At 51.4% G+C, this 26,073-nt stretch carries 31 protein-coding genes and 1 other RNA gene; 21 read left to right on the forward strand and 11 right to left on the reverse strand.

The genetic code is table 11. The features are described from left to right. Positions 1–141 precede the first annotated feature (141 nt). Positions 142–1,470: an ATP-dependent RNA helicase SrmB gene (gene srmB / locus I2123_RS19150; RefSeq protein ID WP_112164237.1), complete on the forward strand. Its 1,329-nt coding sequence runs from the start codon at positions 142–144 to the stop codon at positions 1,468–1,470. Between the two features lie 87 nt (positions 1,471–1,557). Here srmB and grcA read toward each other — a convergent pair whose 3' ends face one another. After that, positions 1,558–1,941: an autonomous glycyl radical cofactor GrcA gene (gene grcA / locus I2123_RS19155; RefSeq protein ID WP_112164236.1), complete on the reverse strand. Its 384-nt coding sequence runs from the start codon at positions 1,939–1,941 to the stop codon at positions 1,558–1,560. A 340-nt stretch (positions 1,942–2,281) separates the two neighbouring features. Here grcA and ung point away from each other — a divergent pair, with 340 nt between their 5' ends. Further along, entirely contained in the window at positions 2,282–2,965 is a 684-nt protein-coding gene (gene ung, locus I2123_RS19160) for a uracil-DNA glycosylase (protein WP_112164235.1), read from the forward strand. A 61-nt stretch (positions 2,966–3,026) separates the two neighbouring features. Here ung and grpE read toward each other — a convergent pair whose 3' ends face one another. Continuing rightward, positions 3,027–3,614: a nucleotide exchange factor GrpE gene (grpE, locus tag I2123_RS19165; RefSeq protein ID WP_112164234.1), complete on the reverse strand. Its 588-nt coding sequence runs from the start codon at positions 3,612–3,614 to the stop codon at positions 3,027–3,029. A gap of 137 nt (positions 3,615–3,751) precedes the next feature. On the opposite strand from grpE, the gene nadK reads away from it, so the two are divergent. From nadK to bamE, 3 genes are all read left to right on the forward strand, one after another. Continuing rightward, positions 3,752–4,630 (forward strand): NAD(+) kinase, encoded by an 879-nt coding sequence (gene nadK / locus I2123_RS19170; RefSeq protein WP_213051272.1) that lies wholly within the window; start codon positions 3,752–3,754, stop codon positions 4,628–4,630. A gap of 95 nt (positions 4,631–4,725) precedes the next feature. Further along, complete coding sequence (recN, locus tag I2123_RS19175) at positions 4,726–6,387, forward strand: DNA repair protein RecN (RefSeq protein WP_167457485.1); 1,662 nt, start codon at positions 4,726–4,728, stop codon at positions 6,385–6,387. A 112-nt stretch (positions 6,388–6,499) separates the two neighbouring features. Then, positions 6,500–6,844 (forward strand): outer membrane protein assembly factor BamE, encoded by a 345-nt coding sequence (gene bamE / locus I2123_RS19180; protein ID WP_112164231.1) that lies wholly within the window; start codon positions 6,500–6,502, stop codon positions 6,842–6,844. 79 nt (positions 6,845–6,923) lie between these two features. Here bamE and I2123_RS19185 read toward each other — a convergent pair whose 3' ends face one another. Next, positions 6,924–7,208, reverse strand: a complete 285-nt coding sequence (locus tag I2123_RS19185) for an RnfH family protein (protein ID WP_112164230.1) — start codon at positions 7,206–7,208, stop codon at positions 6,924–6,926. After that, a complete protein-coding gene (locus tag I2123_RS19190; protein ID WP_112164229.1) occupies positions 7,201–7,635 on the reverse strand; it encodes a type II toxin-antitoxin system RatA family toxin in 435 nt (144 codons plus the stop codon). Before I2123_RS19190 ends, I2123_RS19185 begins: the two co-directional genes overlap by 8 nt. Before the next feature lie 154 nt (positions 7,636–7,789). Between I2123_RS19190 and smpB the strand changes: the two genes are divergently transcribed. The 7 genes from smpB (at position 7,790) to I2123_RS25825 (ending at position 11,285) form a co-directional block, all read left to right on the forward strand. Next, entirely contained in the window at positions 7,790–8,272 is a 483-nt protein-coding gene (gene smpB, locus I2123_RS19195) for an SsrA-binding protein SmpB (protein WP_112164228.1), read from the forward strand. A gap of 49 nt (positions 8,273–8,321) precedes the next feature. Further along, positions 8,322–8,685, forward strand: a transfer-messenger RNA (tmRNA) gene (gene ssrA / locus I2123_RS19200). Positions 8,686–8,861: 176 nt separating this feature from the next. After that, positions 8,862–9,341 (forward strand): integrase arm-type DNA-binding domain-containing protein, encoded by a 480-nt coding sequence (locus tag I2123_RS25580; RefSeq protein WP_244879853.1) that lies wholly within the window; start codon positions 8,862–8,864, stop codon positions 9,339–9,341. Next, the gene (locus I2123_RS25820) at positions 9,238–9,513 is read left to right on the forward strand and encodes a phage integrase central domain-containing protein (RefSeq protein ID WP_414059709.1); all 276 of its coding nucleotides are present in this window, start codon (positions 9,238–9,240) and stop codon (positions 9,511–9,513) included. The genes I2123_RS25580 and I2123_RS25820 overlap by 104 nt, the downstream gene beginning before the upstream one ends. Then, entirely contained in the window at positions 9,476–9,910 is a 435-nt protein-coding gene (locus I2123_RS25585; RefSeq protein ID WP_244879854.1) for a tyrosine-type recombinase/integrase, read from the forward strand. The genes I2123_RS25820 and I2123_RS25585 overlap by 38 nt, the downstream gene beginning before the upstream one ends. Positions 9,911–10,278: 368 nt before the next feature. Beyond that, entirely contained in the window at positions 10,279–10,416 is a 138-nt protein-coding gene (locus I2123_RS19210) for a hypothetical protein (protein WP_167457484.1), read from the forward strand. A gap of 443 nt (positions 10,417–10,859) precedes the next feature. Next, positions 10,860–11,285, forward strand: a complete 426-nt coding sequence (locus I2123_RS25825) for a terminase small subunit (protein WP_213051273.1) — start codon at positions 10,860–10,862, stop codon at positions 11,283–11,285. A 326-nt stretch (positions 11,286–11,611) separates the two neighbouring features. On the opposite strand, the gene I2123_RS19220 is transcribed toward I2123_RS25825, so the two are convergent. After that, complete coding sequence (locus tag I2123_RS19220) at positions 11,612–12,394, reverse strand: DeoR/GlpR family DNA-binding transcription regulator (protein ID WP_213051274.1); 783 nt, start codon at positions 12,392–12,394, stop codon at positions 11,612–11,614. Positions 12,395–12,666: 272 nt separating this feature from the next. On the opposite strand from I2123_RS19220, the gene gatZ reads away from it, so the two are divergent. The 7 genes from gatZ to I2123_RS19255 all read left to right on the forward strand — a co-directional run bounded on the left by gatZ (position 12,667) and on the right by I2123_RS19255 (position 19,002). Next, complete coding sequence (gatZ, locus tag I2123_RS19225) at positions 12,667–13,962, forward strand: tagatose-bisphosphate aldolase subunit GatZ (RefSeq protein WP_213051275.1); 1,296 nt, start codon at positions 12,667–12,669, stop codon at positions 13,960–13,962. After that, complete coding sequence (gene gatA / locus I2123_RS19230; protein WP_213051276.1) at positions 13,955–14,437, forward strand: PTS galactitol transporter subunit IIA; 483 nt, start codon at positions 13,955–13,957, stop codon at positions 14,435–14,437. Before gatZ ends, gatA begins: the two co-directional genes overlap by 8 nt. Before the next feature lie 111 nt (positions 14,438–14,548). Then, the gene (gene gatB, locus I2123_RS19235; protein ID WP_112164223.1) at positions 14,549–14,833 is read left to right on the forward strand and encodes a PTS galactitol transporter subunit IIB; all 285 of its coding nucleotides are present in this window, start codon (positions 14,549–14,551) and stop codon (positions 14,831–14,833) included. A gap of 3 nt (positions 14,834–14,836) precedes the next feature. After that, the gene (locus I2123_RS19240; protein WP_213051277.1) at positions 14,837–16,201 is read left to right on the forward strand and encodes a galactitol-specific PTS transporter subunit IIC; all 1,365 of its coding nucleotides are present in this window, start codon (positions 14,837–14,839) and stop codon (positions 16,199–16,201) included. 46 nt (positions 16,202–16,247) lie between these two features. After that, on the forward strand, positions 16,248–17,297 hold the full coding sequence (gatD, locus tag I2123_RS19245) for a galactitol-1-phosphate 5-dehydrogenase (protein WP_112164221.1): 1,050 nt from the start codon (positions 16,248–16,250) through the stop codon (positions 17,295–17,297). Between the two features lie 4 nt (positions 17,298–17,301). Further along, complete coding sequence (locus I2123_RS19250) at positions 17,302–18,156, forward strand: tagatose bisphosphate family class II aldolase (RefSeq protein WP_213051278.1); 855 nt, start codon at positions 17,302–17,304, stop codon at positions 18,154–18,156. Between the two features lie 138 nt (positions 18,157–18,294). Next, the gene (locus I2123_RS19255; protein WP_213051279.1) at positions 18,295–19,002 is read left to right on the forward strand and encodes a GNAT family N-acetyltransferase; all 708 of its coding nucleotides are present in this window, start codon (positions 18,295–18,297) and stop codon (positions 19,000–19,002) included. Between the two features lie 65 nt (positions 19,003–19,067). On the opposite strand, the gene I2123_RS19260 is transcribed toward I2123_RS19255, so the two are convergent. From I2123_RS19260 to I2123_RS19270, 3 genes are all read right to left on the reverse strand, one after another. Further along, the gene (locus tag I2123_RS19260) at positions 19,068–19,604 is read right to left on the reverse strand and encodes a GNAT family N-acetyltransferase (protein WP_213051280.1); all 537 of its coding nucleotides are present in this window, start codon (positions 19,602–19,604) and stop codon (positions 19,068–19,070) included. Between the two features lie 57 nt (positions 19,605–19,661). Further along, a complete protein-coding gene (gene ada, locus I2123_RS19265) occupies positions 19,662–20,753 on the reverse strand; it encodes a bifunctional DNA-binding transcriptional regulator/O6-methylguanine-DNA methyltransferase Ada (protein WP_112164217.1) in 1,092 nt (363 codons plus the stop codon). 97 nt (positions 20,754–20,850) lie between these two features. After that, a complete protein-coding gene (locus I2123_RS19270; protein ID WP_213051281.1) occupies positions 20,851–21,372 on the reverse strand; it encodes a GNAT family N-acetyltransferase in 522 nt (173 codons plus the stop codon). A gap of 85 nt (positions 21,373–21,457) precedes the next feature. Here I2123_RS19270 and I2123_RS19275 point away from each other — a divergent pair, with 85 nt between their 5' ends. Further along, a complete protein-coding gene (locus tag I2123_RS19275; protein ID WP_213051282.1) occupies positions 21,458–22,012 on the forward strand; it encodes a helix-turn-helix domain-containing protein in 555 nt (184 codons plus the stop codon). 16 nt (positions 22,013–22,028) lie between these two features. Here the strand turns inward: I2123_RS19275 and I2123_RS19280 are convergent, their stop codons facing one another. Further along, on the reverse strand, positions 22,029–22,829 hold the full coding sequence (locus tag I2123_RS19280; protein ID WP_420834354.1) for a transporter substrate-binding domain-containing protein: 801 nt from the start codon (positions 22,827–22,829) through the stop codon (positions 22,029–22,031). Between the two features lie 20 nt (positions 22,830–22,849). After that, positions 22,850–24,049, reverse strand: coding sequence for a M20 family metallopeptidase (locus I2123_RS19285; protein ID WP_213051284.1), 1,200 nt, complete (start codon positions 24,047–24,049; stop codon positions 22,850–22,852). Between the two features lie 196 nt (positions 24,050–24,245). On the opposite strand from I2123_RS19285, the gene I2123_RS19290 reads away from it, so the two are divergent. Next, positions 24,246–25,121 carry a LysR family transcriptional regulator gene (locus I2123_RS19290; RefSeq protein ID WP_213051285.1) on the forward strand — a complete coding sequence of 292 codons (876 nt, stop codon included), beginning with the start codon at positions 24,246–24,248 and terminating at the stop codon, positions 25,119–25,121. 2 nt (positions 25,122–25,123) lie between these two features. Here the strand turns inward: I2123_RS19290 and I2123_RS19295 are convergent, their stop codons facing one another. Next, positions 25,124–26,005, reverse strand: coding sequence for a PhzF family phenazine biosynthesis protein (locus I2123_RS19295; protein WP_112164211.1), 882 nt, complete (start codon positions 26,003–26,005; stop codon positions 25,124–25,126). Between the last annotated feature and the right edge of the window lie 68 nt (positions 26,006–26,073).

Consider the following 26,073-nt stretch of genomic DNA (forward strand, 5'->3'; position numbering starts at 1 on the left):
TGCGCCAGTCATCAGGCCTGTGAACGAAAACTGACGTAGCATAGGGCAAAGAGATGCAGAGGAAAAGGTACACAAACCGCTTAAATAGGTGAAGATCGCGTCTAACACGTCTATAATCGGCGCCCCAAGTAGAGGTAGACCATGACTGTAACGAATTTTTCCGAACTCGAACTCGATGAACGCCTGCTAGACGCCTTAGGCGAAAAAGGCTATACCCGCCCGACTGTCATTCAGGCAGAGGCAATTCCGCCTGCAATGGACGGACGCGATGTGTTGGGTTCGGCTCCTACCGGCACCGGCAAAACAGCGGCATTCCTGTTGCCTGCATTGCAGCATTTGCTGGATTTCCCGCGTAAGAAATCTGGTCCGCCACGAATTCTGATCCTCACGCCAACCCGTGAACTGGCCATGCAGGTTGCCGATCAGGCACGCGAACTGGCTAAGCATACCGATCTGGATATCGCGACGATCACCGGCGGCGTGGCTTACATGAACCATGCCGAAGTATTCAGCGAAAACCAGGACATTGTCGTCGCGACGACTGGCCGTTTGCTGCAATACATTAAAGAAGAAAACTTCGATTGCCGCGCCATCGAAACGCTGATCCTCGATGAAGCTGACCGCATGCTGGACATGGGTTTTGCGCAGGATATCGAAACCATTTCTGCCGAAGCACGCTGGCGCAAACAGACGTTGCTGTTCTCCGCAACGCTTGAAGGGGAAGCCATCCGTGAATTCGCCGAACGCATTCTGACTGAACCGGTAGAGATCGAAGCCGATCCGTCACGTCGCGAACGTAAGAAGATCCTGCAGTGGTATTATCGCGTTGATGATGTGCCACACAAAACGCAGATGCTGATCCACCTGCTGAAGCAGGAAGATGTCACCAAATCCGTGATCTTCGTGCGTAAGCGTGAGCGTGTTCACGAACTGGTTGCATGGCTGCGCGAAGCGGGAATTAACTCCTGCTATCTCGAAGGCGAAATGGTTCAGGTTAAGCGTACTGAAGCGGTTAAACGCATGGTCGAAGACCGCGTGAACGTGCTGGTTGCCACCGATATCGCCGCGCGCGGTCTGGACATCAACGACATCAGCCACGTCTTCAACTTTGACCTGCCGCTGACGGCTGATATCTACCTGCACCGTATCGGGCGTACCGGCCGTGCTGGCCGTAAAGGTACCGCGATTTCGTTCGTGGAAGCGCATGACCATCTGCTGCTGGGCAAAATTGGCCGTTATCTGAATGAGCCGCTGAAACCTCGCGTGATCGACGAACTGCGTCCGAAAACGAAAGCACCAAGCGAGAAAACCACAGGCAAGCCATCGAAGAAAGTGCTGGCGAAGCGTAAAGAGAAACAGAAATCCGCGCAGGAAAAATCGAAGGTGAAAGTGAAGGTTCGCCATCGCGACAGTAAAAACGTAGGCAAACGCCGCGTAAAACCTGATGCGGCGAAAGACGCGTCAAAATAAGTATCAGCTAATCACCTGATACAGATGAAAAAAAACCGCCTTTCAGGCGGTTTTTTATTGGATTCAGTCAGCGAAACAGCGCTGTGATTACAGGCTTTCGGTGAAGGTACGGGTGATCACGTCACGCTGCTGTTCAGCAGTCAGGGAGTTAAAACGTACCGCATAGCCGGACACACGAATGGTCAGCTGTGGGTATTTTTCAGGATGCTTAACCGCATCTTCCAGCGTTTCGCGACGCAGTACGTTAACGTTCAGGTGTTGGCCACCCTCTACGCGTACAGTCGGTTGAACTTCCATCGGCACTTCACGGTATTCGAACTGGCCGAGTTCGCTGACAGCAACGATCTGGTCTTCCGCATAACCCGCTTTTGCACACACGCAGCGAGCTTCCGCTTTCTCATCATCCAGCAGCCAGAAAGAATTTTTCAGGGCTTCGTTGTTAGTTTTGGTAATTTGGATCCCGGTGATCATATGTTGCCTCCATAATTGGCTACGATACTGTTAATAGGTTGAGTGCCAGGTTCATACGGCAACCTGTTATTTCTGCTCTCAGATATAACAGCACTACACCCCGCAAACCTTGACTAATATCAATCTTTTTAGTGTGCCTATTTCCTGCTCACGGCATATTTATGTTTTATATCAATTTTTCCAAGCCCTTTACTTAAATTATTTTTGTAAATTATCAATAAAATTTGCACGCAAACCTTAAGCCACAGATAAACATCAGCAAAATGATGTGCGGGTTTCACTCAGAAGAACGAGCAGGTAAGCTACGCGCAACAAAATTACCTTCAAAAGGAGAGCGTCAATGTCCACTACTCTCACCTGGCATGACGTGATTGGTCAGGAAAAAGAAAAGCCCTACTTCGTTGAAACCCTGAAGTTCGTTGCCGCTGAACGTGCAGCAGGGAAAACCATTTATCCGCCGCAACAGGATGTGTTTAACGCCTTTCGCTCGGCAGAGCTGGCAGATGTGAAAGTGGTGATTCTCGGGCAGGACCCTTACCACGGTCCTAATCAGGCACACGGTTTATCCTTCTCCGTGCGTCCCGGTATTCCTGCGCCCCCATCGCTGGTGAATATGTATAAAGAGCTGATGACGGATATTCCGGGGTTTGAGCGTCCGAACCACGGCTATCTGCAAAGCTGGGCCGATCAGGGGGTGTTACTGCTTAACACGGTTCTGACCGTTGAAGGCGGGCAGGCCCACTCTCACGCCAAACTGGGCTGGGAAACGTTCACCGATCGGGTGATTGCGGCACTGAATGAAAATCGCGAAGGGATTGTCTTCTTACTGTGGGGTTCGCACGCACAGAAAAAGGGCAACATTATAGATACGCAACGCCATCATGTTCTGAAAGCGCCGCACCCTTCCCCGCTTTCGGCACATCGCGGGTTCCTGGGTTGCAAACATTTCTCTCAGGCGAATACCTTGTTGGAACAACAGGGGCTGGCTCCCATCGATTGGGTGCCAGTATTACCTGCAGAATGACGTAAAAAAGAGGCACCCGCAAAGGTGCCTCTCTCATCATCTGTCTCTGTTCAAAACAGAATCAGGCTTTCGCCTTTGAAACCGCGACCATCGCCGGGCGTAGGAGACGACCATTCAGCGTGTAACCCTTCTGCATAACCATAATCACGTGATTAGGCTCCAGCTCTTCGGATTCCATCATGGTCATCGCCTGATGCAGTTCAGGATTGAATGGGACGTGAATATCGCCCACAACTTCCATACCGAACTTGCGAACCGCATCCAGCATGGATTTCAGGGTCAGCTCAACCCCTTCAATCAGACCGGTCAGTTCAGGATTGGATTTATCAGCCAAATCGATCGCACGTTCCAGGTTATCAATAACTGGCAGCAACTCGCCGGAGAATTTTTCCAGGGCGAATTTATGTGCTTTTTCGATATCCAGTTCAGTACGGCGACGGACGTTTTCCACTTCCGCTTTCGCACGCAGCAGGCTGTCACGCTCACGCTGCTGGACTTCTTTCAGCTGTGCTTCTAATTCAGCAATGCGTTCATCGCGCGGGTCAACGACATCTGCCGCCTGAGTTTCCGCTTGCGCATGCAGCTCTTGTTCCTGATTCAGTTCTTCAGAGACTTGCTCGTCAGGTGTCTTATGTTCTTTACTACTCATGAATATCTCCGCGTTTTAGCATTAATCTTGCTAGTTGGCTTATTATGGGGATCAAAACCGGGGATTCAAGGTTTGGTTTTTAATGAAACCGGTCATAATGCAGGAGTCATCACACCCTGCTGAGGATAACCACAGCGATGAATAAAAAATTTGAGTGCATTGGGATAGTCGGACACCCTCGCCATCCTTCCGCACTTGCCACCCATGAAATGCTCTATCACTGGCTAATCTCAAAGGGTTATCAGGTGATTGTTGAGCGGCAGGTGGCGCAAGATTTAGCCCTGGAAGGCGCGCAAACCGGCAGTCTGACGGACATCGGTAAATTAGCAGATCTGGCTGTTGTGGTCGGCGGTGACGGCAATATGCTCGGCGCGGCACGGGTACTGGCGCGCTATGACATAAAAGTTATCGGCATTAACCGCGGTAACCTTGGGTTTCTCACCGACCTGGATCCGGACAACGCATTACAGCAGCTGGATGACGTTTTACAAGGCGAATATATCAGTGAGCAACGTTTCCTGCTGGAAGCGATGGTGCGCTGTAAAGGTCAGCAATGTCGCGTGAGCACGGCTATCAACGAAGTGGTGCTCCATCCGGGAAAAGTCGCACACATGATTGAATTTGAAGTCTATATCGACGACAAATTCGCGTTTTCTCAACGCTCCGACGGCCTGATTATATCAACACCAACGGGTTCAACGGCGTATTCGCTCTCCGGCGGTGGCCCGATCCTGACGCCGACGTTAGAAGCGATTGCGCTGGTGCCGATGTTCCCGCACACGCTCTCGGCGCGTCCGCTTGTCATTAACAGTAACAGCACCATTTGCCTGCGGTTCTCGCATATGAGCACTGATCTGGAAATCAGCTGTGACAGCCAGATTGCGTTGCCTATCCAGCCAGGTGAAGAAGTCGTGATTCGTCGCAGCGAGTTCCACCTGAACCTTATTCATCCAAAGGATTACAGTTATTTCAATACCTTAAGCACCAAACTCGGGTGGTCTAAAAAACTATTCTGAATTGAAAAAATAATTCGCCAGCCTCTTTACTGTATATAAAACCAGTTTATACTGTATGTAATTACAGGTCTGTTGTTATGTACAGGAAGGTGATCATGCTGGCGCAATTAACTATCAGTAACTTTGCTATTGTCCGTGAGTTAGAAATCGATTTTCATGCAGGGATGACGGCAATCACCGGGGAAACCGGGGCTGGTAAGTCCATCGCTATTGACGCTCTCGGGCTTTGCCTGGGCAACCGCGCCGATGGCAGCATGGTGCGCCTAGGTGCAAGCCGCGCAGATATCTGTGCCCGCTTCACCTTAGCCGATACGCCTTCCGCTAAACTCTGGCTGGCTGAAAATCAACTCGATGATGGGCATGACTGCCTGCTGCGTCGCACCATCAGCAATGACGGGCGCTCACGGGGCTTTATCAACGGGACACCGGTGCCATTATCGCAGCTGCGCGAATTGGGTCAGCATCTGATCCAAATCCACGGGCAGCACGCCCACCAGCTTTTACTCAAACCTGAACATCAAAAACATCTGTTGGATGCCTACTCTGATCAGCCCTTCCTGCTGGCTGAAATGCGTAAAGCCTACCAGAACTGGCATCAGAGTTGCCGCCAGCTGGCGCTGTATCAGCAACAAATGAACGAACGTGAATCCCGTCGTCAGTTATTACAATATCAGTTGAAAGAGCTCAACGAGTTCTCTCCGCAGGCCGGCGAATATGAACAAATCGATGAAGAATACAAACGTCTGGCGAACAGCGGGCAGCTTCTCTCACTGAGCCAGAGCGCGTTGTATTTACTGGCCGATGGCGAAGATCAAAATATCGTCAGCCTGCTATACAGCGCGCGCAACCAACTCACTGAACTGGCTGAGCTCGACAGCAAGATGAATGACCTCATCATCATGCTGGACGACGCCTCGATTCAAATCAGCGAGGCCAGTGACGAACTTCGCCATTACAGTGAACGTCTGGATATGGATCCGAACCGGTTGTTTGAACTGGAGCAGCGTTTATCTCGTCAGATGAATCTGGCACGTAAGCATCATGTGAGGCCGGAAGAATTGCCCGAGCATCATCGCCAGTTGCTCGAAGAACAGCAGGCGCTCGATGATCAGGAAACCAATCAGGCCGAACTGAGTGAAGCGGTGCAGACTCATTACCAGCAAGCTGTCGCCATTGCCGCAGAGCTACACGATAAGCGTCAGTTCTTCGCTGATGAACTGACGCTGCTGATAACTCAAAGTATGCAAGCTCTTTCCATGCCACACGGTAAGTTCCAGATTCAGGTGCATTTCGAACCGGAACATCTGGGAGCAGAAGGCGCTGACCGTCTGGAGTTCCAGGTCACCACTAACCCGGGACAACCGTTGCAGGCTTTAGCTAAGGTCGCTTCAGGTGGCGAGCTTTCCCGTATCGCGCTGGCGATTCAGGTTATTACAGCGCAGAAGATGGAAACACCCGCACTGATCTTTGATGAAGTGGATGTCGGCATCAGTGGCCCGACTGCGGCGATTGTCGGACGTCTGTTGCGTCAGTTGGGTGAATCAACCCAGGTAATGTGCGTTACGCACTTACCGCAGGTTGCAGGTTGCGGCCATCAGCATTATTTTGTCAGCAAAGAAACCGACGGTGAAGTGACAGAAACGCAAATGAATCGCCTCGATAAAAAGGCGCGTTTGCAGGAACTGGCGCGTTTACTGGGTGGAAGTGAAGTCACCCGAAACACCCTGGCCAATGCAAAAGAGTTGCTCGCAGCGTAAAAAGCTCAACTTTTTTACAGTTCAGCGGTCATACAGGTGCCCCGCAAAGGTTTCAAACTGATGAAAGGTCTATTATCATCGGCATCTTATGCCCTAAAGGAATGTAATGACTATGCGCTGTAAAACGCTAACTGCCGCCGCTGTAGCTCTTGTAATGCTTACTGCGGGCTGTTCCACTCTGGAAAAGGTGGTTTATCGGCCTGACATTAATCAGGGGAACTACTTATCTCCTGCTGACGTACAAAAAATTCATACCGGCATGACTAAGCAACAGGTTGCTTATGTTCTTGGCACGCCGATGCTGCACGATCCGTTTGGCAGCGATGTCTGGTATTACGTGTTCCGTCAGGAACCGGGCCATCAGGGCGTCACTCAGCAAACACTGACACTGACCTTCAACGGCTCAGATACGCTGACTAACATTGATAACAAGCCGACGTTAAGCGATCAAAAATAAATCGTCCCGGTGTGATGGTCGCTGGTAACAACCACGAATTCATCTTTCAGGGTAAAAAAAATAAGGCGCCAGAGGCGCCTTATTTTTTGGAACGTTCAGCGCGGATACGCCGTAACTCTTTGGGATCCGCAATCAGCGGCCGGTAAATTTCGATTCTGTCACCGTCATTGACGATATCCGCCAGTTTGACCGGGCGACTGTAAATCCCAAATTTGTTCTTTTTCAGATCAATATCTTTACGCAACTCAAGCAAGCCAGACGCCAGTAGCGCCTGTTCGACATTACTGCCCTGTTCGAGTTTAACGGTCCGCAAATACTGACGTTCAGGCAACGCATAGACCACTTCAACGCGGATGTCAGACACTGTAGACCTCTTTCGCCCGCAGGGTGAACGCCTGAACCATGCTGCCAGCCAACTCTTTGAAGATTTTCCCGAAAGCCAATTCGATCAATTTATTCGTAAATTCGAAATCCAGGCTGAGCTGCACTTTGCAGGCATCCGGACTGAGTTCGATGAAGTCCCACCCCCCGGTCAGCTTACGAAACGGGCCATCCACCAGTTGCATATCAATACGCTTATTACTGATTAACGTGTTCTTCGTGGTAAAGGTTTTGCTGATACCGGCTTTCGAAACATCAACTGCCGCCGTCATCGACGTATCACTGTTATCCAAAATACGGCTGCCAGTACAACCCGGCAAAAACTGCGGGTAAGCATCAACATCATTCACTAAAGTGTACATCTGCTCCACGCTGAAGGGCACCAGCGCAGAACGACTTATCTGTGGCATATCATTTTCCAGGTGTCATAAAACGTACAGATAATACCATTTATCCGCACGGTAATAAAAACTACGAAGCACAGGGGGCCAAAAAAGGAAAAACAACAGAGTCAGACCCGTGGGGATTTCATTCGGCAACGCTTACAGTATAATAAGTATCACTATGACAAAGAAAAAAGCACATAAACCCGGTTCCGCGACTATCGCGATGAACAAACGCGCTCGCCACGAATATATCATTGAAGATGAATTCGAGGCGGGGCTTGCTTTGCAGGGATGGGAAGTCAAATCGATGCGTGCTGGTAAAGCAAACATCACTGACAGCTACGTCACATTCCGCGACGGTGAAGCCTTTTTGTTTGGCGCAACCATTCAACCTCTCAACATGGCGTCCAGTCACATTGTTTGTGACCCGACCCGTACAAGAAAATTACTGCTGAACAAACGTGAGTTAGAAACACTGTTCGGTAAAGTCAGTCGCGACGGTTATACCGTGGTCGCGCTTTCCATGTACTGGAAAAATGCCTGGTCAAAAGTGAAGATCGGTCTGGCGAAAGGTAAGAAAGAGCACGATAAGCGCGATGACATCAAAGATCGTGAGTGGAAAGTAGACAAAGCACGTATCATGAAGCACGCAAATCGCTAAGTCTCTGGCTTAGCTTAGTGTTTTGCTGGTATACTGCGAAATAGTACTTGGGGCTGATTCTGGATTCGACAGGATTTGCGAAGCCCAAGGAGCATGCCGAGGGGCGGTTGGCCTCGTAAAAAGCCGCAAAAAAATAGTCGCAAACGACGAAAACTACGCCCTAGCAGCTTAATACCCTGCTTAGAGCCCTCTCTCCCTAGCCTCCGCTCTTAGGACGGGGATCAAGAGAGGTCAAACCCAAAAGAGATCGCGTGGACACCTTGCCTGGGGTGAAAGCGTTAAACCCAATCAGGATAGTTTGTTAGTGGCGTGTCCATCCGCAGCTAACCGGCGAATGTAAAGATTGGACTAAGCATGTAGTGCCGACGGTGTAGTAATTCTGGACGGGGGTTCAAATCCCCCCAGCTCCACCAAACAAGGTTTCGGTTATTACCAGATAAGGCCGTTACCGCAAAGAAAGCCGCAGCCCGCAAGGGTTTGCGGCTTTTTTATTGCCTGTTATCTGCCGGTAAGCTCTGTATACAACCGGCATTTTTGGTTATACGTTTAGTTATATCCCCTCCATATAACTACAAAGCGTATTACTAAAATGGCTCGGACCACCACACCACTCACCAACACAGAAATCAAAGCCGCGAAGGCTAAAGATAAAGAACACACTTTGCAGGATGGTGGCGGTCTTTACCTTTTGATCAAACCCAGCGGCGTCAAGATATGGCGCTTTAACTACTATCGGCCTGACACGAAAACGCGAGCGCTGATCAGTTTTGGCGCCTACCCTTCAATCTCGCTTGCCGATGCGCGCCAGTTGAGAGAGAACGCCAAATCGCTCCTCGCTAAAAATTTCGATCCTCAAAACCATCAGCGAGAGCTCACTGAAGCTGAAACGGCGATGAACTCGCACACCTTTGCAAAGGTCGCTGAAGCTTGGATGCAGATTAAAAAATCTGAAATCTCTGCCGACTATGCCAAAGACGTCTGGCGCTCTATCGAAAAAGATTTGCTCCCAACCCTGGGTAATCTCCCCCGTCAGCCCGATCAAAGCAAAGACGGTAATCAGTGCGCTTGAACCGGTATCCGGTCGCGGAGCATTAGAAACTGTCAGACGTCTGAGCCAGCGGGTTAACGAAATCATGATATATGCTGTTAACTCTGGCCTGATTGACGCTAACCCAGCCTCAGGTATTGGCCGGGCATTCAAGAATGCCAGCCAAAGAACACATGCCAACGATACGGCCTGAAGAATTACCCGCATTCATGAAAGCCGTTTCTCTGGCGAGTATCGACCTCACCACGCGTTTAGTGATCAAGTGGCAGTTACTGACTTTAGTACGGCCAGCTGAAGCGGCTGAAACTGCGTGGGAGGATATCGATCTCGAGAACAAACAATGGCGGATCCCCGCGCATAAAATGAAAGGCAATCAGAAGCGCAAAGCTAGCGGTTACATTCACGTTATCCCGCTTTCTGAACCCGCGCTGGATATCCTGCAAACTCTTTCGCCACTCAGCCAGCATCGGGAACACGTTTTCCACTCCATCAAAAAACCCAAAGCCCCAATGAACAGCCAGACGGCCAACGCAGCCATAAAACGTATGGGGTATCAGGATATGCTGGTGATAAGCATAATATTAGAGTGACTGCTGTAATCTCAGTTCAAGAGGTATCCAATAAAATAATAAAACCCGAGTTAAATCAATAACCCCCATCCACCTTTAGGCAATTACAGTATCCCTCTCAGACATAAAATCTTTTAGTGATTTATTTAAATCATATCGTTATCGATGTAATTTATACAAAGTAGTCAATGGAAAATGTCGAGCCTCCATTAATCTAAAAAATTAGAGAATTATTAATACCTATTTTTTGATCTGGCTCAATTAGCTCAATTGACGGAAGTCTAATCAAAGTGAAATCTAATTAAGCAGTAATTACACAGTTATAAACCACTTGTTAAAAACACAAACGAAAATAATATTTTCATCTTTAAAGTAAAAGGAAACAAAAAATGACTGACAGACGACCAATCAACAAAGATGTAAATGTTCCAAAACCTGGTGGTGGTGAACAACCGAGGGCTCGAAACGAGGATGGACAGTTGCGTAAAAAGCGTGATGATGCAGGGAAACCACGGGATCAAAAGTAATTATAGAAGTTCAAATTGATTAATTTATTCAATATTTAAAACGCCTGATAAAAATAAATCGGGCGCTTTACATTTTAATAATTCGCAACTACTTTCCTGAGTGTATATCTACTATAATTATAATATTGAATTCAAGTAGCCTATACTTATAACTGGCCTCATGAAAACTTGTTACCTCCACACGACTACATCACCACCCAACTTTCCCACAGAGCCTTGGGTAAAAAGTATGGTCTGAGTGAAGACGCCATCAGAAAACGCGCCAGGACTGATGGTTGGGTACGCAATAACAGGTACGCAAATAGTACGCAGCAACAACACTTAAAACCTGCAGGGATTAACGTTCCCCCCCTCTCACACAATTCAATACTCAACTGATACAGAAGTACGAAATAAATCGAGCCAGGGAAAGTCATGAGCCCAATGAATACTGGCTAAACCACATGCAACAGCGCTTTGTGTATGAGTATCTCAAAGACCTGAATCAGTCAGCAGCATACCGTCGCACTTGGTACAATTGCGCACCAGGATCTCTTTGCGCAGCAGCCTCACGCCTGTATAGAAATGTTAAGGTGAATCGCGCAGTCCAGTCTGCGATGAAAGACCGGTTAGCTTCTGGCCGGATAAGGGCCGATGATGTAATGCGCTGGCTATGGAACATCGTCATTGCAGATCCAAACGAGCCCATTCAGTACCGGCGAGTTAATTGCCGAAAATGTTGGAGCGATATTGCTCGGGATCCGACAGACGACCCGAACCCCGATTGCGGGTTTTATTTCGGTGAAGGTATTGGTGAGATCTACCACAGCGACACTCGAGAAATTTCTGTCGAGGCGACAAGCTTATACGCAGGAGGGCACAGCGGTTGACCTGCGTACAGGGGAACTGTGGTATCTGAAATTACTTAACAATGTGCAGGCAGAAATCCATAAAAAATGGCACGTACGACATTCTGGAAAAGAAATACCTCACTTTTGAGGTAGATAACAAGAAACCTGGATATCCCCCATACCGGCCACAGGGATCATTCCCAGCGGCCTGTGTTTGAATTCATCTCCCAAAATACTCTGTCTGCTACTGCAACGCTTTCACATTGTTTTCGTGATGCCGCTTACCCCTTAAAACTGCCTGTTTCCCTTATTTTCCCAGCAGCATACAGTCAGCATGCGTTGAAAATACCTGCTTCGATAGGGAGTTAAACAAGAATGAGATCGGTCGATGTCTGTTTTAGTGCCTGCTGTGCCTCTTCGCTGATGTCCGTATCGGTAATGATGGCGTCGATTTTATCCATTGGCAGCACAAGGTTGTATCCCCGACGACCAAACTTGGTGGAATCGGTGACGACAACAACCCGCTGGGCAGCCTCAGCCATAATGCCGCTGATACTGTAACCCTCATTAAACGTCGTGATGCCAGATGCCGCATCCAGGCCATCGGCGCCGACGAACATCAGGTTAGCGACAATCCCCTGCAAGGCATATTCGGTAATGTTGCCATGCAATGAACGCGTTTTATGTCTCAGCGTTCCGCCGCACACCACCAGCGTGATATCGGGGTTCTCGGAAAGCACAAAGGCAGCCGGTAAATTATTGGTAATGACTGTGATATCGCCGAATTTCACCAGTTCTTCAGCAAGTAGCATCGTAGTACTACCACTGTCGAGGATCACGGTATTACCTGGCTTCACCATGCCAGCGGCCGCCAAAGCGATACGTTTTTTAGGATCACTGGCCTGAAGATAACGTTCCTCCATCACCATTTCATGCTGCTGGTTATCCTGTCCGCGGCTCTCCTTCTCTTGCCGCCTGGCCGCTCCGCCGTGAAAACGGGTCAATTCACCTTTTTGGTCCAGCAAAGTCAGGTCAGAGCGAATGGTCACTTCGGAAACACCGAAAGCACTCGAAAGCTCCGCAACCTGAACATTCCCCTTCAGATTGACTAACTCAATAATTCTATTGCGACGATCGAAAGTATTCATTCTGTTTAGCCCAAAACGCCATATAGGCCTTAGTGTAAACAAAAGACTTCGCAATGAGGAGAAAAAAATAGTCCGAATGTGAAACACGTAACCATGTTTTATCGAACTATCCATTTGTGTACAGAATGAAATTACACGGCACAGCGCCCCAAACGAAAGAAAACGAATGAAATAACTTACGAAATATTACGATCATCATCACGAAAAACAAAAATCGCTATTGTCTGGATTTCGGAAAGATACGAATATCTTCGAAAACAAACGGAGGAAAAATGAAAGAATTAATATCAAAACATAAGAATGGCGAAAGTATCGGTATTTGCTCAGTCTGCTCGGCCCACCCTTTGGTGATCGAGGCTGCACTTCGGGAAGACCTACAAACCAGCCGAAAAGTCCTCATCGAGGCCACGTCCAATCAGGTTAACCAGTTCGGTGGCTATACCGGTATGTTGCCCATTGATTTTCGCGATTTCGTTCTCGCGATAGCCGAGAAAATCGGCTTTCCTGTTCAGCGCTTGATATTAGGGGGCGATCATCTGGGGCCAAATTGCTGGCAGAGCGAAAATGCTGAAAGTGCAATGAGTAAAGCGGAAGTCTTAATCGCGCACTACGTGGAAGCTGGTTTCAGTAAAATCCATCTGGATGCTTCAATGTCCTGTGCGGATGATCCTATTACGCTGGATCCTTTTATTGTCGCTCAGCGTGCAGCACGTTTATGTCAGATCGCGGAAAAAGTGGCAACACCGCAGCAAAAAGCGTCTCTGACTTACGTCATTGGTACGGAAGTGCCGGTTCCCGGCGGCGAAGCATCAGCCATTCAGCATGTGCACGTTACCGCAGCCAGAGACGCGAAAGCGACGCTAAATATGCACCATCAGGCATTCCGTGAAGCCGGTTTGGAAGAAGCCATCAATCGGATCATCGCCGTCGTGGTTCAACCCGGCGTTGAGTTCGATCACAGCAGGGTGATCCATTATCAGCCCGATCTCGCACAAGATTTATCAGCCTATATAAAAACCACGCCACTGGTTTACGAGGCACATTCCACCGATTACCAGACCCGGAACTCCTACCGCAATCTGGTAAACGATCATTACGCCATTCTCAAAGTCGGACCGGCGCTAACTTTTGCATTGCGTGAGGCTGTCTTTGCACTCGCAAATATCGAACAGGTCCTCATTGCACCAGAATCCCGCAGCCAGCTGCTGACGGTAATCGACGGCGTCATGCTTGATGAACCATGTTACTGGAAAAAGTATTACAACCCGACATTCAGCCTGTCTCTGATCGACCTTCATTTCAGCCTTTCTGATCGTATCCGCTACTACTGGCCACACGCGCGTATCAACCGGGCGATGGAAGTGCTGATCAGTAACTTACAATCCCTGGATATCCCGCTGGGACTGCTAAGCCAGTATCTGCCAGCCCAGTTCGAACGTGTGATGGCAGGCGCTCTGGCCAGCGATCCTCATGAACTGATCATCGACAAAATTCAGGACGTCTTACGCGCCTATCACTTTGGCTGTACTCCACAAAGAGCAACCTGCGGAGAGTGCAACCATGCATAACTGCGAAGTCTTCATTAAAACCGGTATCGCCTTTGAAGATTATTACGACGCACTGACGCATATCGGTAAATGCATGGTGGAAGCGGGTGTTGTTGAGAATAGCTATCCGCAGGCGCTGCTTGACCGTGAAGCGGAATACCCCACCGGTATCCAGCTTGAAAAACACGCGGTCGCCATACCGCATTGCGATTCTACACATGCCCTCACGCCAGCCATTTACCTGATACGCCCCGATGCACCGGTTGAATTCTTTCAGGCTGACGATGAAGGCACGGTGCCGGCGTCATTGATTGTGGCGCTGATCGTCACGCATCCGTCGGAGCAACTGGTGTTATTGCGTCAGTTATTCAGCCAGTTGCAGGATCCTGCGTTTTTCGAAGGCTTGCTGACGGTCCCCGAAGATCAGCTGGCAGCCTTGTTTAAACAGCATGTATTTGCCGCGACTCCCCTAAAGGCGGCAGCAGTCTCTGCCTGAAGTTATTGTGAACATAGAAGGTGTTTTGAACAAAGACGTTTTTATGACCAACGCTGTACCCGAAGTCCTACAAAAAATAACATCAAAAACAGACCATCAAGGAGTCTTACCGTGAAACGAAAAGTCATTGTCGCCTGTGGCGGCGCTGTTGCCACCTCAACGCTGGCGGCAGAAGAGATTAAAGAGCTGTGTGAAGCTCACGGCATACAGGTGGAGATCGTTCAGTGCCGCATCAATGAAATTGAAACTTTCATGGATGGCGTGCACCTGATTTGTACCACAGCCAAAGTCGACCGCACGTTCGGGGATATTCCGCTGGTCCACGGCATGCCGTTTATCTCTGGTGTGGGCATGGAAACTTTGCGTGAAACAATACTGACCCTGTTACAGGAGTAAGCCATGTTTACCGAAATTATGCGCTACATCCTCGATCTCGGGCCAACAGTCATGCTGCCCGGAGTGATCATCATTTTCTCCCTGATATTAGGGATGAAGCTGGGTGATTCTTTTAAATCTGCGATTCATATAGGGATTGGTTTTGTAGGTATCGGACTGGTCATTGGCCTGATGCTGGATTCCATCGGACCTGCCGCAAAAGCGATGGCTGAGCATTTTGAAATCAATCTGCAGGTTGTCGATATCGGCTGGCCGGGTTCATCGCCGATGACCTGGGCATCACAAATTGCTCTGGTCGCCATTCCTATTGCGATCGGTGTGAATATCCTCATGTTGCTGACACGCATGACGCGCGTCGTCAACGTGGATATCTGGAACATTTGGCACATGACCTTTACCGGCGCCATGTTGCATCTCGCGACAGGCTCCTACTGGCTCGGAATCATGGGGGTGGTGGCGCATGCGGCGTTTATCTACAAACTGGGTGACTGGTTTGCCAGAGACACGCGGAATTTCTTCAATCTCGAAGGTATCGCTATTCCTCACGGTTCATCAGCTTACCTCGGGCCTATTGCCGTACTGGTCGATACCATTATTGAAAAAATCCCCGGCCTGAACAAAATTCACTTCAGCGCAGATGACGTACAAAAACGTTTCGGCCCGTTTGGTGAACCTGTCACCGTCGGTTTTGTGATGGGGCTTATCATCGGCTACCTCGCGGGTTATGACATCAAAGGCGTATTGCAACTGGCGGTCAAAACCGCTGCGGTTATGCTGCTGATGCCGCGGGTGATCAAACCGATTATGGATGGATTAACGCCCATTGCACGCCATGCCCGTAGCCGTCTTCAGGCCCGCTTCGGAGGGCAGGAATTCCTGATTGGCCTGGATCCGGCGCTGTTGCTCGGCCATACCGCCGTTGTCTCTGCCAGCCTGATCTTTATTCCGCTGACGATTCTGATAGCGGTACTGGTTCCGGGAAATCAGGTCTTGCCGTTCGGCGACCTCGCTACCATCGGCTTCTTTGTCGCCATCGCGGTCGCCGTGCATCAGGGCAACCTGTTCCGCACGTTAATCTCCGGATGCATCATCATGAGTATCACCCTGTGGATTGCCACGCAGACCATTGATTTGCACACCCAGCTGGCAGCAAATGCCGGTGCCTTAAGCGCGGGTGGCCGGGTTGCCTCAATGGATCAGGGCGGCTCACCGATCACGTATCTGCTGATTCAACTCTGTACGCTTAAAAACATCGCGGGGTTGAGCATCATTGGCGTGATTTACGCCATCGGTGTCTTCCTCACATGGCGTCGCGCCTGCAATTTCATCAAAACCGAAAAGCTGGCCGCTGAACTGGCCAACGCTTAAAACTTCGTTCCGGCGGGGGGAATCCCCCGCTAAAAGGAAACTGACTATGAAATCTGTCGTTGTACATACGGGCGGGAAGATGAGCGTTGAAGAGAGCCCGATGCCTGAACTTAATGCTCCCGATGACGTGCTGGTGCGTGTTGCCTATTCCGGCCTGTGCGGCTCTGATATTCCCCGCATTTTTTCCAACGGTGCGCATTTTTATCCGATAACACTCGGCCACGAATTCAGCGGCCACGTGGTCAGCACCGGCACAGAGTGCGGTGATTTACAGGAAGGTGATGCCGTGGTTTGCGTACCGTTATTGCCTTGTTTTCAATGCGAGGAGTGCTGCAAAGCAGCGTACTCACAGTGTAAGCACTATCAGTTTATTGGATCCCGCCGCGATGGCGGGCACGCCGAATTTGTCGTGGTTTCATGTAAAAACCTGTTCAGGCTGCCGAAAGGCACTTCGCTGATGCAGGGCGCATTTTTTGAACCCATAACCGTCGGCTTACATGCCTTGAAACTGGCGGGTGGATGCGAGGGCAAAGAAGTGGTCGTGATTGGCGCAGGCACTATCGGCCAGCTCATCATTCAGGCCGCTGCCGCATTGGGTGCAAAATCCGTCACCGCGATTGATATCAATCCCCGGCGACTGGATCTGGCGTTAAGTACCGGTGCCACCCATGCCTGCGACAGTGCAATCATGAGTGAGGAAGAAATCCGTCAGCATTCTCATGAACGCCGCTTTAATCAGTTAATCCTGGAAACTGCGGGTACGCCGCAAACCGTGGCACTGGCTCTGGATATCGCAGGTCCGAAAGCGCAGGTCGCGCTGGTGGGCACCTTACACAAAGATCTGACGCTAAACGTTGTCACCTTCAGCCATATTTTACGCAAAGAACTGACGATACTGGGCAGCTGGATGAATTACTCTGCGCCGTGGCCGGGCAGCGAGTGGCAGCAGGCGACGCAGTTATTTGCCGAAAATAAGATGAACCTGGAGCCGCTTATTGCAAGCCTCAGCACGCCGGAGGAGTTCGTCACAGATGTGATTTCGCTGGCGGGCAAGCCGATGACCGGCAAAATTTTGCTGGATATGACAGGGAGATGAAACAATGTATCTGATTTCAAACAGGGAAATGCTGTTGGCGGCGCAGCGCGAAGGATATGCCGTACCGGCCTTTAACATCCACAATCTGGAAACCGTTCAGGTCGTTGCCGAAACTGCAGCAGCCATGAGTTCGCCAGTGATTCTGGCGGGTACACCGGGCACATTCAGCTATGCGGGAACGGATTACCTGATTTCAATTTGTCAGGAAGCGGCGCGGAAATATCGCCTTCCGCTGTCGCTGCATCTGGATCATCATGAAGAACAAAGTGATATCGAAACAAAAGTTCGCGCGGGTATTCGATCAGTAATGATCGACGCCTCACATTTTCCCCTGCCAAAAAATATCGAAAAAGTCAGGCAAGCCGTACGTTTGTGCCACGCATTCGATGCCAGCGTTGAAGCTGAACTCGGTCGTCTTGGCGGGCAGGAGGATGACCTGGTGGTGGACGAAGGCGACAGCTTCTTTACCGATCCGGTCGTGGCGAGACATTTCGTCGATGCCACCAACATCGACTCACTGGCCGTGGCGATCGGTTCCGCTCATGGCTTGTATCAGGGCGAACCTAAACTGGATTTCACCCGACTGGGGCAGATCCGGCAACTGGTCGATATCCCACTGGTGCTGCATGGTGCATCAGGGATCCCGGAGAAGATGATTCATCAGGCGATCGAACTGGGAATTTGCAAAGTTAACGTTGCTACAGAACTGAAGATCGCATTTGCTGAGGGTATAAAGCAGTATTTCTCCGAGCATCCTGAAGCGAACGATCCGCGAAAATACGTCGTGCCAGGCAAAATCGCCATGCAAAAGGTCGTCGAGGAGAAGATCAGGATTTGTGGCAGCGCCGGGCGGTTGTAACCATTTTATTCATTGCTGAATATCACTGAAACCAGGCGGGGATTATCCCCGCTTAACTGGTTTTTATGGCCGGTCCGGTTGCAGCCATCCATCTGTTCTGATTTTATGGATGCTCTTCGACAGTGAATGGAAACTGCTATGACAACCCTTAACCACTTTGGTCAACCCGTCGGTGATGCCCTGCCCGACTGGCAACCGCGCGAACGCCCGACGCACGTTCAACTGGACGGTATCTGGTGCCGTCTCGAGCCACTAAGTCGCGAGCGTCACAGTCAGGATTTATTCAACGCCTGGCACAGTATTGATGACAATCGTGACTGGACGTATCTCTCAGTTGATCGTCCTGCAACGCAGGCAGAGTGCGATGCATTTATCAGTCTGCAGGAAAAAAGTGAAGACCCGGTGTTTTTCGCCGTGGTGGATTTGGCGACTCAGCGCGCGGTGGGTAGCGTCTCTCTGATGCGCATCGATGCCGTCAACGGCGTTGCGGAAATTGGCTGGGTGAACTGGTCGCCGCTGATGAAGCGCACCCGCTTTGGCACTGAAGCCATTTACCTGCTGCAACGCTATCTGTTCGATACCCTGAAATATCGCCGCTGCGAATGGAAATGCCACAGCCTGAACGAACCGTCAAAACTGGCGGCTGAGCGTTTTGGTTTTCAGTACGAAGGGACTTTCCGCCAGGCTATTGTAAATAAAGGGCGTAATCGCGATACGCTCTGGTTCTCATTGCTCGATCACGAATGGCCAGCATCAAAAAGCACCTTCGATCGATGGTTAAGTCCGGAGAATTTCACGGCTGAAGGTCAACAGAAACAACGGCTGGAAGATCTGAGAAAGAGCTGAAAACGAAGGGAAAAGATGAACAGTTCCCGCAATTTATTGGCGCGGGAACCGTAAAAAGTGCAACGCTATGACATTGCGGTCAGCAGCGTAATGTCTGGCCAGGCATAAATAATATTGCGAGAACGCCATAACGGCCCGGCATCGGTATAACGTCCGGCTTCCTTACCACCCAGCGCGCGATAAAAACGGACAGCCGGTTCGTTGCCTTCCACCACGCCCAGCCCGGCACTACGATAACCCGCCTCAGCAAGATGTCGTGAAGCTTCGTTGATTAACCGCTTACCGATCCCCTGACGTTTAAAATCGCCAGACACGTACAGGAATTTGATTTCAGCCATTTCCCCAAATTCCGGATTTGATGAAGACGATGCCAGAGTGAAACCCGCCAGTTGTCCGTCAACCTCGGCCAGTAAAATGCACTGTCCGGCGGCCGGATTTTCAAATTTTTCCTGCCAGAAGAGTTTCCGGCGCGGAACGTCCAGCGCAGAAAAAGCCTCTGCGGGCGCAAGATCGCGATAGGTATCGCGCCAGATAGCGACGTGTAAGGCAGCCAGTACATCAATATCCGCAGGCTTAGCAAAACGCAGTGATAATTCAGGCACAGGATCCCTCATTCAATGTTGATAATTATCGAAAAAAACGCAGTCGGGCCAGTATAGTCAGTTTTTTTCTTCACGCGCCAGCAAACTGCGTTTGCGCTCAACGCCCCAGCGATAGCCGGAAATATTACCGTCGGTTTTAACTACGCGATGACAAGGGATCGCGACCGCCAGCACATTTGCGGCGCAGGCTCCGGCCACCGCGCGAACCGATTTCGGTAAGCCGATTTGACGGGCGATTTCCGCATAACTGGCGGTAGTGCCCGCGGGAATGGCGCGCAGTGCCTGCCAGACACGCTGCTGGAAAGCCGTACCGCGAATATCCAGGGGTAAGTCGAGGCCAATATGCGGCGCTTCGACAAAGCCGACAATCGACGCAATACGCTGTTCAAAGTCCGGATCGCCCCCGAGCAACTCCGCCTGCGGGAAGCTATTTTGCAACTCGATGATCAGCGCCTGCGGATCATCACCGAGTAATATCGCGCAAATTCCCCGCTGACTTTCAGCAACTAAAATTGCGCCCAGCGCAGAGTCGGCGATCGCAAACCAGACACGCACATCGCGCCCGCCGGAGCGAAAACCCTGCGGCGTCATACCCAACGTCGCACCTGAAGTTTCGTAAAAACGGCCATCGGAAGGATAACCAGCGGCGTGGATCGCTTCGGTCACGGTAACGCTGTCTGCCAGTTTTTCGCGAACCCGTCGGGCGCGTTGCGCCTGCTGATAATCTTTTGGCGTGACCCCGGTTTGCGCTTTGAACAGGCGATGAAAATGATAGGCGCTGATGCCAACTGCTTCCGCCAGCTGATTGAGCGTCACTACTTCAGCAGACTCTTCCAGCAACCGGCAGGCTTTTTCCACCCGCTGTGCATGAAATTGTGCCAGTGAAATCACCCCCTGACGGCAACGCTTGCAGGGCCGGAAACCGGCCTGCTCGGCCGCTTCGGCATTGTCGAAAAACATAACATTTTCCGGGTTCGGCTGACGCGACGGACAGGAAGGCGCGCAGTAAATACCGGTCGTTTTTACCGCGTACACAAATTCACCGTCAGCACTGCCGTCGCAGTTAATGACCGCCAGCCAGCGCGGATCCTGCGCTGTTTTATGTATGTTCATGGTTGCCTGATAGAGAGTTTTCGATTTGCCTGACATAGTGCGCCTCACGTTTCCCGACTGATTGAATCTCAGCTTAAGCTGCTGGCCTTCGGCGCGCCCTCCGGCTCTTGCTTTCTCATTCGGTCCCCCCTTCTCAGCCACCCATCGGCTTAGATGGCGTAGCCAGAATCAACTGATAAAAGGCCAAATCCAGCCAGCGGTCAAATTTAAACGCGGCCTGCCTGATTGTGCCGGTATGGCTGAAGCCGTTTTTCTCATGCAGAGCAATGCTGCCGCCGTTAGTGGCATCAATGGCGCCAATCAGCGTATGGACATCCCGCTCACGGGCGGCGTCAATCAATGCCATGAGAAGCACTTTTCCCAACCCTTTTCCGCGATGGTCTTTATGAATATAAATCGAATGCTCGACGGAGTATTTATACGCAGGCCATGCACGGAAGGTGCCGTAGCTGGCGAATCCGAGCAGTACGCCCTGTTCATCTTCCAGCCCGATCACCGGGAAGTTATTGGTCAGTTTAGAGGCAAACCATGGGGTCATACTGTCGATGTGGCGCGGTTTATAATCATACAACGCGGTGGATGTCAGGATCGCGTCGTTAAAAATATCCAGAATCGCGACAGCATGCTGGCGCTCAGTGCAGGCAATCAGTTTCATAAGTCGTTTCCAGTGGCTTTCGTTATGCGTTAAATTCCACTATAGTAGAATTAATTCCACAAAAGTAAACAACGGAACTTTCCCTATGTCAATCGACCAGTTGATCGCCACCCGGTTGCAGTCATTACGCAAAGCGCAGGGCCTGAGCCTTGAGCAGCTCGCCAGCCGTTCTGACGTCAGTAAAGCCATGATTTCGAAAATCGAGCGACAAGACAGCAGTCCGAGCGCCAGCCTGTTGGGACGCCTGGCGGCCAGTCTGGGCGTATCGCTCGCGCAATTGCTTGCGGAGGATAATGCCCAGTCTGCGCCGTTACGGCCGCTCGCGCAGCAGGAAGTCTGGCAGGATCCGGATATCGGCTATTTACGTCGACAGGTGACGGCGCATGAAGAACACGGCGCCCCGGAACTGGTGGAAATCACCCTGCCCGCTGGCACCCGCGTCAGCTATCCGGGCTGGAGCCATCAGGCTTACCGGCAGCGTTTATGGATGGTGGAGGGCTCACTGAATATAGATTACGGCGCACAGAATTATGCGTTATCCGCCGGAGATGCGCTGACGTTTGGCGTCGATCTGCCGATTACGTTCAGCAATCCCGGCGAACACCCTTGCCGCTATTTGCTGGTGATGAGCGACAAATAGCGGCAACGCGTCGGGCTTATTGAGGCGCAGAAACGGCACCTTTTACCGAGATATCCAGCGGACCAAAATATTTGATTTTGATCTGCTCCCAGGTGCCGTCAGCTTTGATTTTCGCCAGTCCGTCGTTGAGCAATTTTTTCATTTTGTCGTCGCCCTTTCGCAGGCCAAATGATGAACCGATGCTGAACAGTTTATCGTCGCGCACTTCCGGGCCGGTCAGGGTGAAGTCTTTACCTTCCGGTTTATTAAGGAAACCAAAGGTCACCGCCACCGCCGGGCTGAGTGCGCCATCAAGGCGTCCGGCGATCAGGTCCTGATAAATAGTATCCTGATCGGCATAGGCCACTACGTCCACGCCCTTTGGCTGCCAGTAAGCATTGGCGTACGTTTCCTGAATAGAACCCTGCTGCACCGCGATGTGTTTGCCCTGCAAAGATTCCGGCGTTGGCAGCAGCGGGCTGCCTTTTTGCACCACCAGCTTTGTCGGGATATGGAAGACAAAATCGCTGAAGTCGATCACCTTACGGCGTTTTTCCGTCGGCCCCTGGGGTGAAATAAAATCAACTTTTTTAGCCAGCAGCGAAGGGATTTCGGCATCAAAACTGCTGACCACAAATTCACAAGTCACCTTCATCTCTTTGCAGATGGCGTTGGTAATGTCGATCTCAAACCCGGTCGGTGCACCGCTGGCGTCACGGAACTGGAACGGCGGGAACGCTAAGTCAGCGCCCACGCGCAGAGTTTCGCCCCCGGCGTGCGCCATTGAGCTGCCCAATGACAACGTCAAAATGCCAGCCGCCACGTACTTATGGAACATCGTTTTCTTCAACATTATTCTCATCCCCGAAGTGATTGTTTTGACTGCCAGCTTAAAAATTCTTCCCGTACCGCGTGAAGTTTGGTTTCGTCCTGATACAAATCCAGCGCTGTCATCGCCAGCGCTTTTGCGCCCTGCAACATGCCTTCCAAACCGGGGGCGGAACCCGCGGCAGCCGCAAATTCCGGCGTATGCGGCAGCACATCGCCGATACGGATATAGGGATGGATCGCCGCCGTTATCTGGCTGACATTGCCGATATCCGAAGAGCCGATACCGCCGCTTAACGGTGGCGGAACCACCTCCACGCCCAGCGCCTCCAGATTCTGTTGGAAGTATTGCGCCAGCGTCAGGTTGTTATTGCGCTCGGCGTAGGTCAGCCCTTCTTCAATTTCCAGCCGCGCCCCGGTCATCAGCGCCGCGCCGCGTGCAGCATCAAACACTTTTTGCTTCACCCCCGACAAACCAACGACCGTGTTGGCGCGCATCAGGAATTTCGCCTCACCGAAGGCAGGAACGATATTGGTGGCGCTGCCGCCGTCGGTAATGATGCCGTGAACGCGTACGTCGTCGGTGAACAGCTGGCGCAGTGCATTGATGCCGTTGAAGGTGTGGATCACCGCGTCGAGCGCGCTGATACCGTTTTGCGGAGCAGACGCGGCGTGGGCGGCTTTGCCATAGAATTTGAAGACCGCGTCAACGCACGCCAGACCGCCGCGCACCACCATGGTTTTATCGCGGGGATGGAACATCATCACCGCATCAACCTGGTCAAAAATACCTTTTTCGCTGAGGATAATTTTCCCGCCGCCTTCTTCTTCCGCCGGTGTGCCGATGACTTCCAGCCGGCCTTTCAGCAGGTGCGATACCTGTTTCAGCGCCAGCGCAGCGGTGACGGAGGCCGTGCCGATCAGGTTATGGCCACAAGCGTGGCCGAGATCCCTCAGCGCATCATATTCTGCCAGCAGCGCAACAACCGGCCCCGGCTTCCCGCTGTCAAAGGTGGCGCGAAACGCCGTGGGCAGCCCGGCCAGTTGTTCTTCAATCTCAAAACCGGCGGCTCGCAGCGGCGCGATTAACGCCGCGGCGGATTCAATTTCTTCAAAACTCAGTTCGGGATTGGCGTGGAGATTAAGCGCCAGCGTACTGGCTTCTGCGGCAAGTGAATCGACGGCGGCGATGATCTGCACTTTCTGTTCTTGTGTGGTGCAACCAGACATTTTTATTCCCTGCGGTGGTGCAAAACCAAAAATTCTTTTCTGATATGAAAATCTGGCATCACGTTAATTCGTCTCTGTACCACCAGAAATAGGGCTTTTGAGAGTTTCGGTCAAATTCAGCCTTTTTATCCGTTGCTCTTTTTACGAAAAAATTATTTTATGGTGATCACTTTTCGTGGCCTGCATCGGGTACAAAATGAACGAGAAAGACTGGCTGATCTTGCGCGCTGTTTATCAGCATAAAAATATTACCCGCGCGGCGGAGCAGCTTTATACCTCGCAGCCCGCGCTCAGTTATCGCTTACGGCAAATCGAACGCAAGCTGGCAATCCGCCTGTTTGAAGAGGGGCAAAAGGGACTGGTGTTCAGCGCGCAGGGCGATTATCTGGCACAGCATGCGGTGAGCGTGCTCAATGATTTACAGCAGCTGAAACTCAATCTGCACAGTCTGGATCAGGCGCAGCAGGGTGAGATTTCGCTCGGGGTTTCCAGCAACTTCGCGGCGTACAGGCTACCGCCGTTGCTGAGCCAGTTTCGCCAGACGCATCCGGGCATTCGCGTGAACCTGATGAGCGGCTTCAGTGAGGACATCATTCAAAAGCTACTGCGCGGCGAAATTGATATGGCACTGGTGAAGGACGATTTTAACTGGAAGGAGAGCAAGCATCTGATCGAAGAAGACGATTATGTGCTGGTGAACAGTCAGGATTTCGATTTCGCGCTGCTGCCGCATATGCCGCAGATCCGCATTCATCACGGTGCGCACGTTACGCAGCTGATTGAGCGCTGGTGGAATGCTAATTTCTCGCACGCGCCCAACGTGACCATGGAAGTCGACAAGCTGGAAGTCTGCATGGCGATGGTGGAACACGGGCTGGGATATGCGATTGTCGCGACCTATTTACCGTTGCCCGCGCATTTTTACCGGCGGCCCGTCACCGTAGATGGGTCAACGGTGAAGAACCGCACCTGGCTGCTGCATCGCCATAAACTGAACGCCATCCCCCATATGCAGGCATTTATCCATCTGTTGCAGACGGCGCAACAGGAGCTGGCATCCGCTAACCGCTGAGTTTACAGATCTAACGTGCCGTCGATCAGCGTACAGGAATCGCCACCGATCCAGGGTTCGCCGTCAATGAAGGTGACGGTGACGCGGCCATCACGCTGGAGCTTCGTGCCCTGACGCACAAGGTATTTTTGGTCAGTATTATTGCCGTCCGGGAAACCGGCTTCTTTCAGCACCCGCGCCAGACAGGCGTTGGCGCTGCCGGTGACCGGATCCTCTTTCAGCACACCGTCTTCATCGATCAGCGCCCGCACTTCGTAATTCGCCGGGCCATTGTCATCATGCAGACCATAGACTGCCACGCCGTTGATGCCGAGCTGCGTTTGCAACTGGCTGATGGCTGCCGCGTCGGCTTTTATATTCAGGCAGTCCTGCGCGCTCTCCATCCGCACCACCAGCCAGATAATGCCCATGTCGGCCTGAACTGGCGTGACGTTGGCTTGTATTTTCCCGCCGCGCAACGCGCTGGCCAGCAAATCGTTATACTCAGCCGCCAGTGGTTTCAGCACCGCAGGAGGCGCGGAAAACGCCTGCCCGCCTTCGGCCAGCTGGTTCACCTGAACCAGCCCGACGCCGCATTCCTGAATCAGATACCCCGGATTTTTTGGCGTCAGCCCGCTTTCTAACAGCGCGTACGCCGTACCCAGCGTCGGATGCCCGGCAAAAGGCAACTCTTTATCGGTGGTGAAAATACGCACGCGGTAATCGGCCTCCGGCGACGCCGGTTTGAGTACAAATGCCGTTTCCGCCAGATTGGTCCAGCGCGCCATGGCGTACATTTCATCATCCGTCAGCCCTTCGGCATCAAGGATCACGGCCAGCGCATTGCCTTTCAGTGGCACAGCGGTAAACACATCAACTTGTTTGAAACGACGCAGGCGGGTCATAGCAAATCCTTTTTAATCAGGGAGAAAGAAAGGGTGAAGTCACTGAGTTTAAGAATAATTCGATAAGT

The sequence above is a fragment of the Rahnella inusitata genome (assembly GCF_018288855.1).
Classification (GTDB): domain Bacteria; phylum Pseudomonadota; class Gammaproteobacteria; order Enterobacterales; family Enterobacteriaceae; genus Rahnella; species Rahnella inusitata.

What these genes read in the sequence shown, in the direction of transcription:
- I2123_RS25820 (WP_414059709.1), top strand. Translation starts at nt 9,238, where the DNA reads ATGCCAAAGACGTCTGGCGCTCTATCGAAAAAGATTTGCTCCCAACCC.
- I2123_RS19250 (WP_213051278.1), top strand. Translation starts at nt 17,302, where the DNA reads ATGTATCTGATTTCAAACAGGGAAATGCTGTTGGCGGCGCAGCGCGAA.
- grpE (WP_112164234.1), bottom strand. Translation starts at nt 3,614, where the DNA reads ATGAGTAGTAAAGAACATAAGACACCTGACGAGCAAGTCTCTGAAGAA.
- I2123_RS19280 (WP_420834354.1), bottom strand. Translation starts at nt 22,829, where the DNA reads ATGTTCCATAAGTACGTGGCGGCTGGCATTTTGACGTTGTCATTGGGC.
- I2123_RS19255 (WP_213051279.1), top strand. Translation starts at nt 18,295, where the DNA reads ATGACAACCCTTAACCACTTTGGTCAACCCGTCGGTGATGCCCTGCCC.
- I2123_RS25825 (WP_213051273.1), top strand. Translation starts at nt 10,860, where the DNA reads ATGCAACAGCGCTTTGTGTATGAGTATCTCAAAGACCTGAATCAGTCA.
- I2123_RS19220 (WP_213051274.1), bottom strand. Translation starts at nt 12,394, where the DNA reads ATGAATACTTTCGATCGTCGCAATAGAATTATTGAGTTAGTCAATCTG.
- I2123_RS19210 (WP_167457484.1), top strand. Translation starts at nt 10,279, where the DNA reads ATGACTGACAGACGACCAATCAACAAAGATGTAAATGTTCCAAAACCT.
- I2123_RS19295 (WP_112164211.1), bottom strand. Translation starts at nt 26,005, where the DNA reads ATGACCCGCCTGCGTCGTTTCAAACAAGTTGATGTGTTTACCGCTGTG.
- I2123_RS19275 (WP_213051282.1), top strand. Translation starts at nt 21,458, where the DNA reads ATGTCAATCGACCAGTTGATCGCCACCCGGTTGCAGTCATTACGCAAA.
- ada (WP_112164217.1), bottom strand. Translation starts at nt 20,753, where the DNA reads ATGTCAGGCAAATCGAAAACTCTCTATCAGGCAACCATGAACATACAT.
- I2123_RS19190 (WP_112164229.1), bottom strand. Translation starts at nt 7,635, where the DNA reads ATGCCACAGATAAGTCGTTCTGCGCTGGTGCCCTTCAGCGTGGAGCAG.
- I2123_RS19290 (WP_213051285.1), top strand. Translation starts at nt 24,246, where the DNA reads ATGAACGAGAAAGACTGGCTGATCTTGCGCGCTGTTTATCAGCATAAA.
- grcA (WP_112164236.1), bottom strand. Translation starts at nt 1,941, where the DNA reads ATGATCACCGGGATCCAAATTACCAAAACTAACAACGAAGCCCTGAAA.
- recN (WP_167457485.1), top strand. Translation starts at nt 4,726, where the DNA reads ATGCTGGCGCAATTAACTATCAGTAACTTTGCTATTGTCCGTGAGTTA.
- gatD (WP_112164221.1), top strand. Translation starts at nt 16,248, where the DNA reads ATGAAATCTGTCGTTGTACATACGGGCGGGAAGATGAGCGTTGAAGAG.
- I2123_RS19240 (WP_213051277.1), top strand. Translation starts at nt 14,837, where the DNA reads ATGTTTACCGAAATTATGCGCTACATCCTCGATCTCGGGCCAACAGTC.
- bamE (WP_112164231.1), top strand. Translation starts at nt 6,500, where the DNA reads ATGCGCTGTAAAACGCTAACTGCCGCCGCTGTAGCTCTTGTAATGCTT.
- nadK (WP_213051272.1), top strand. Translation starts at nt 3,752, where the DNA reads ATGAATAAAAAATTTGAGTGCATTGGGATAGTCGGACACCCTCGCCAT.
- ung (WP_112164235.1), top strand. Translation starts at nt 2,282, where the DNA reads ATGTCCACTACTCTCACCTGGCATGACGTGATTGGTCAGGAAAAAGAA.
- smpB (WP_112164228.1), top strand. Translation starts at nt 7,790, where the DNA reads ATGACAAAGAAAAAAGCACATAAACCCGGTTCCGCGACTATCGCGATG.
- gatZ (WP_213051275.1), top strand. Translation starts at nt 12,667, where the DNA reads ATGAAAGAATTAATATCAAAACATAAGAATGGCGAAAGTATCGGTATT.
- I2123_RS19285 (WP_213051284.1), bottom strand. Translation starts at nt 24,049, where the DNA reads ATGTCTGGTTGCACCACACAAGAACAGAAAGTGCAGATCATCGCCGCC.
- I2123_RS19270 (WP_213051281.1), bottom strand. Translation starts at nt 21,372, where the DNA reads ATGAAACTGATTGCCTGCACTGAGCGCCAGCATGCTGTCGCGATTCTG.
- I2123_RS25580 (WP_244879853.1), top strand. Translation starts at nt 8,862, where the DNA reads ATGGCTCGGACCACCACACCACTCACCAACACAGAAATCAAAGCCGCG.
- srmB (WP_112164237.1), top strand. Translation starts at nt 142, where the DNA reads ATGACTGTAACGAATTTTTCCGAACTCGAACTCGATGAACGCCTGCTA.
- I2123_RS25585 (WP_244879854.1), top strand. Translation starts at nt 9,476, where the DNA reads ATGCCAGCCAAAGAACACATGCCAACGATACGGCCTGAAGAATTACCC.
- gatA (WP_213051276.1), top strand. Translation starts at nt 13,955, where the DNA reads ATGCATAACTGCGAAGTCTTCATTAAAACCGGTATCGCCTTTGAAGAT.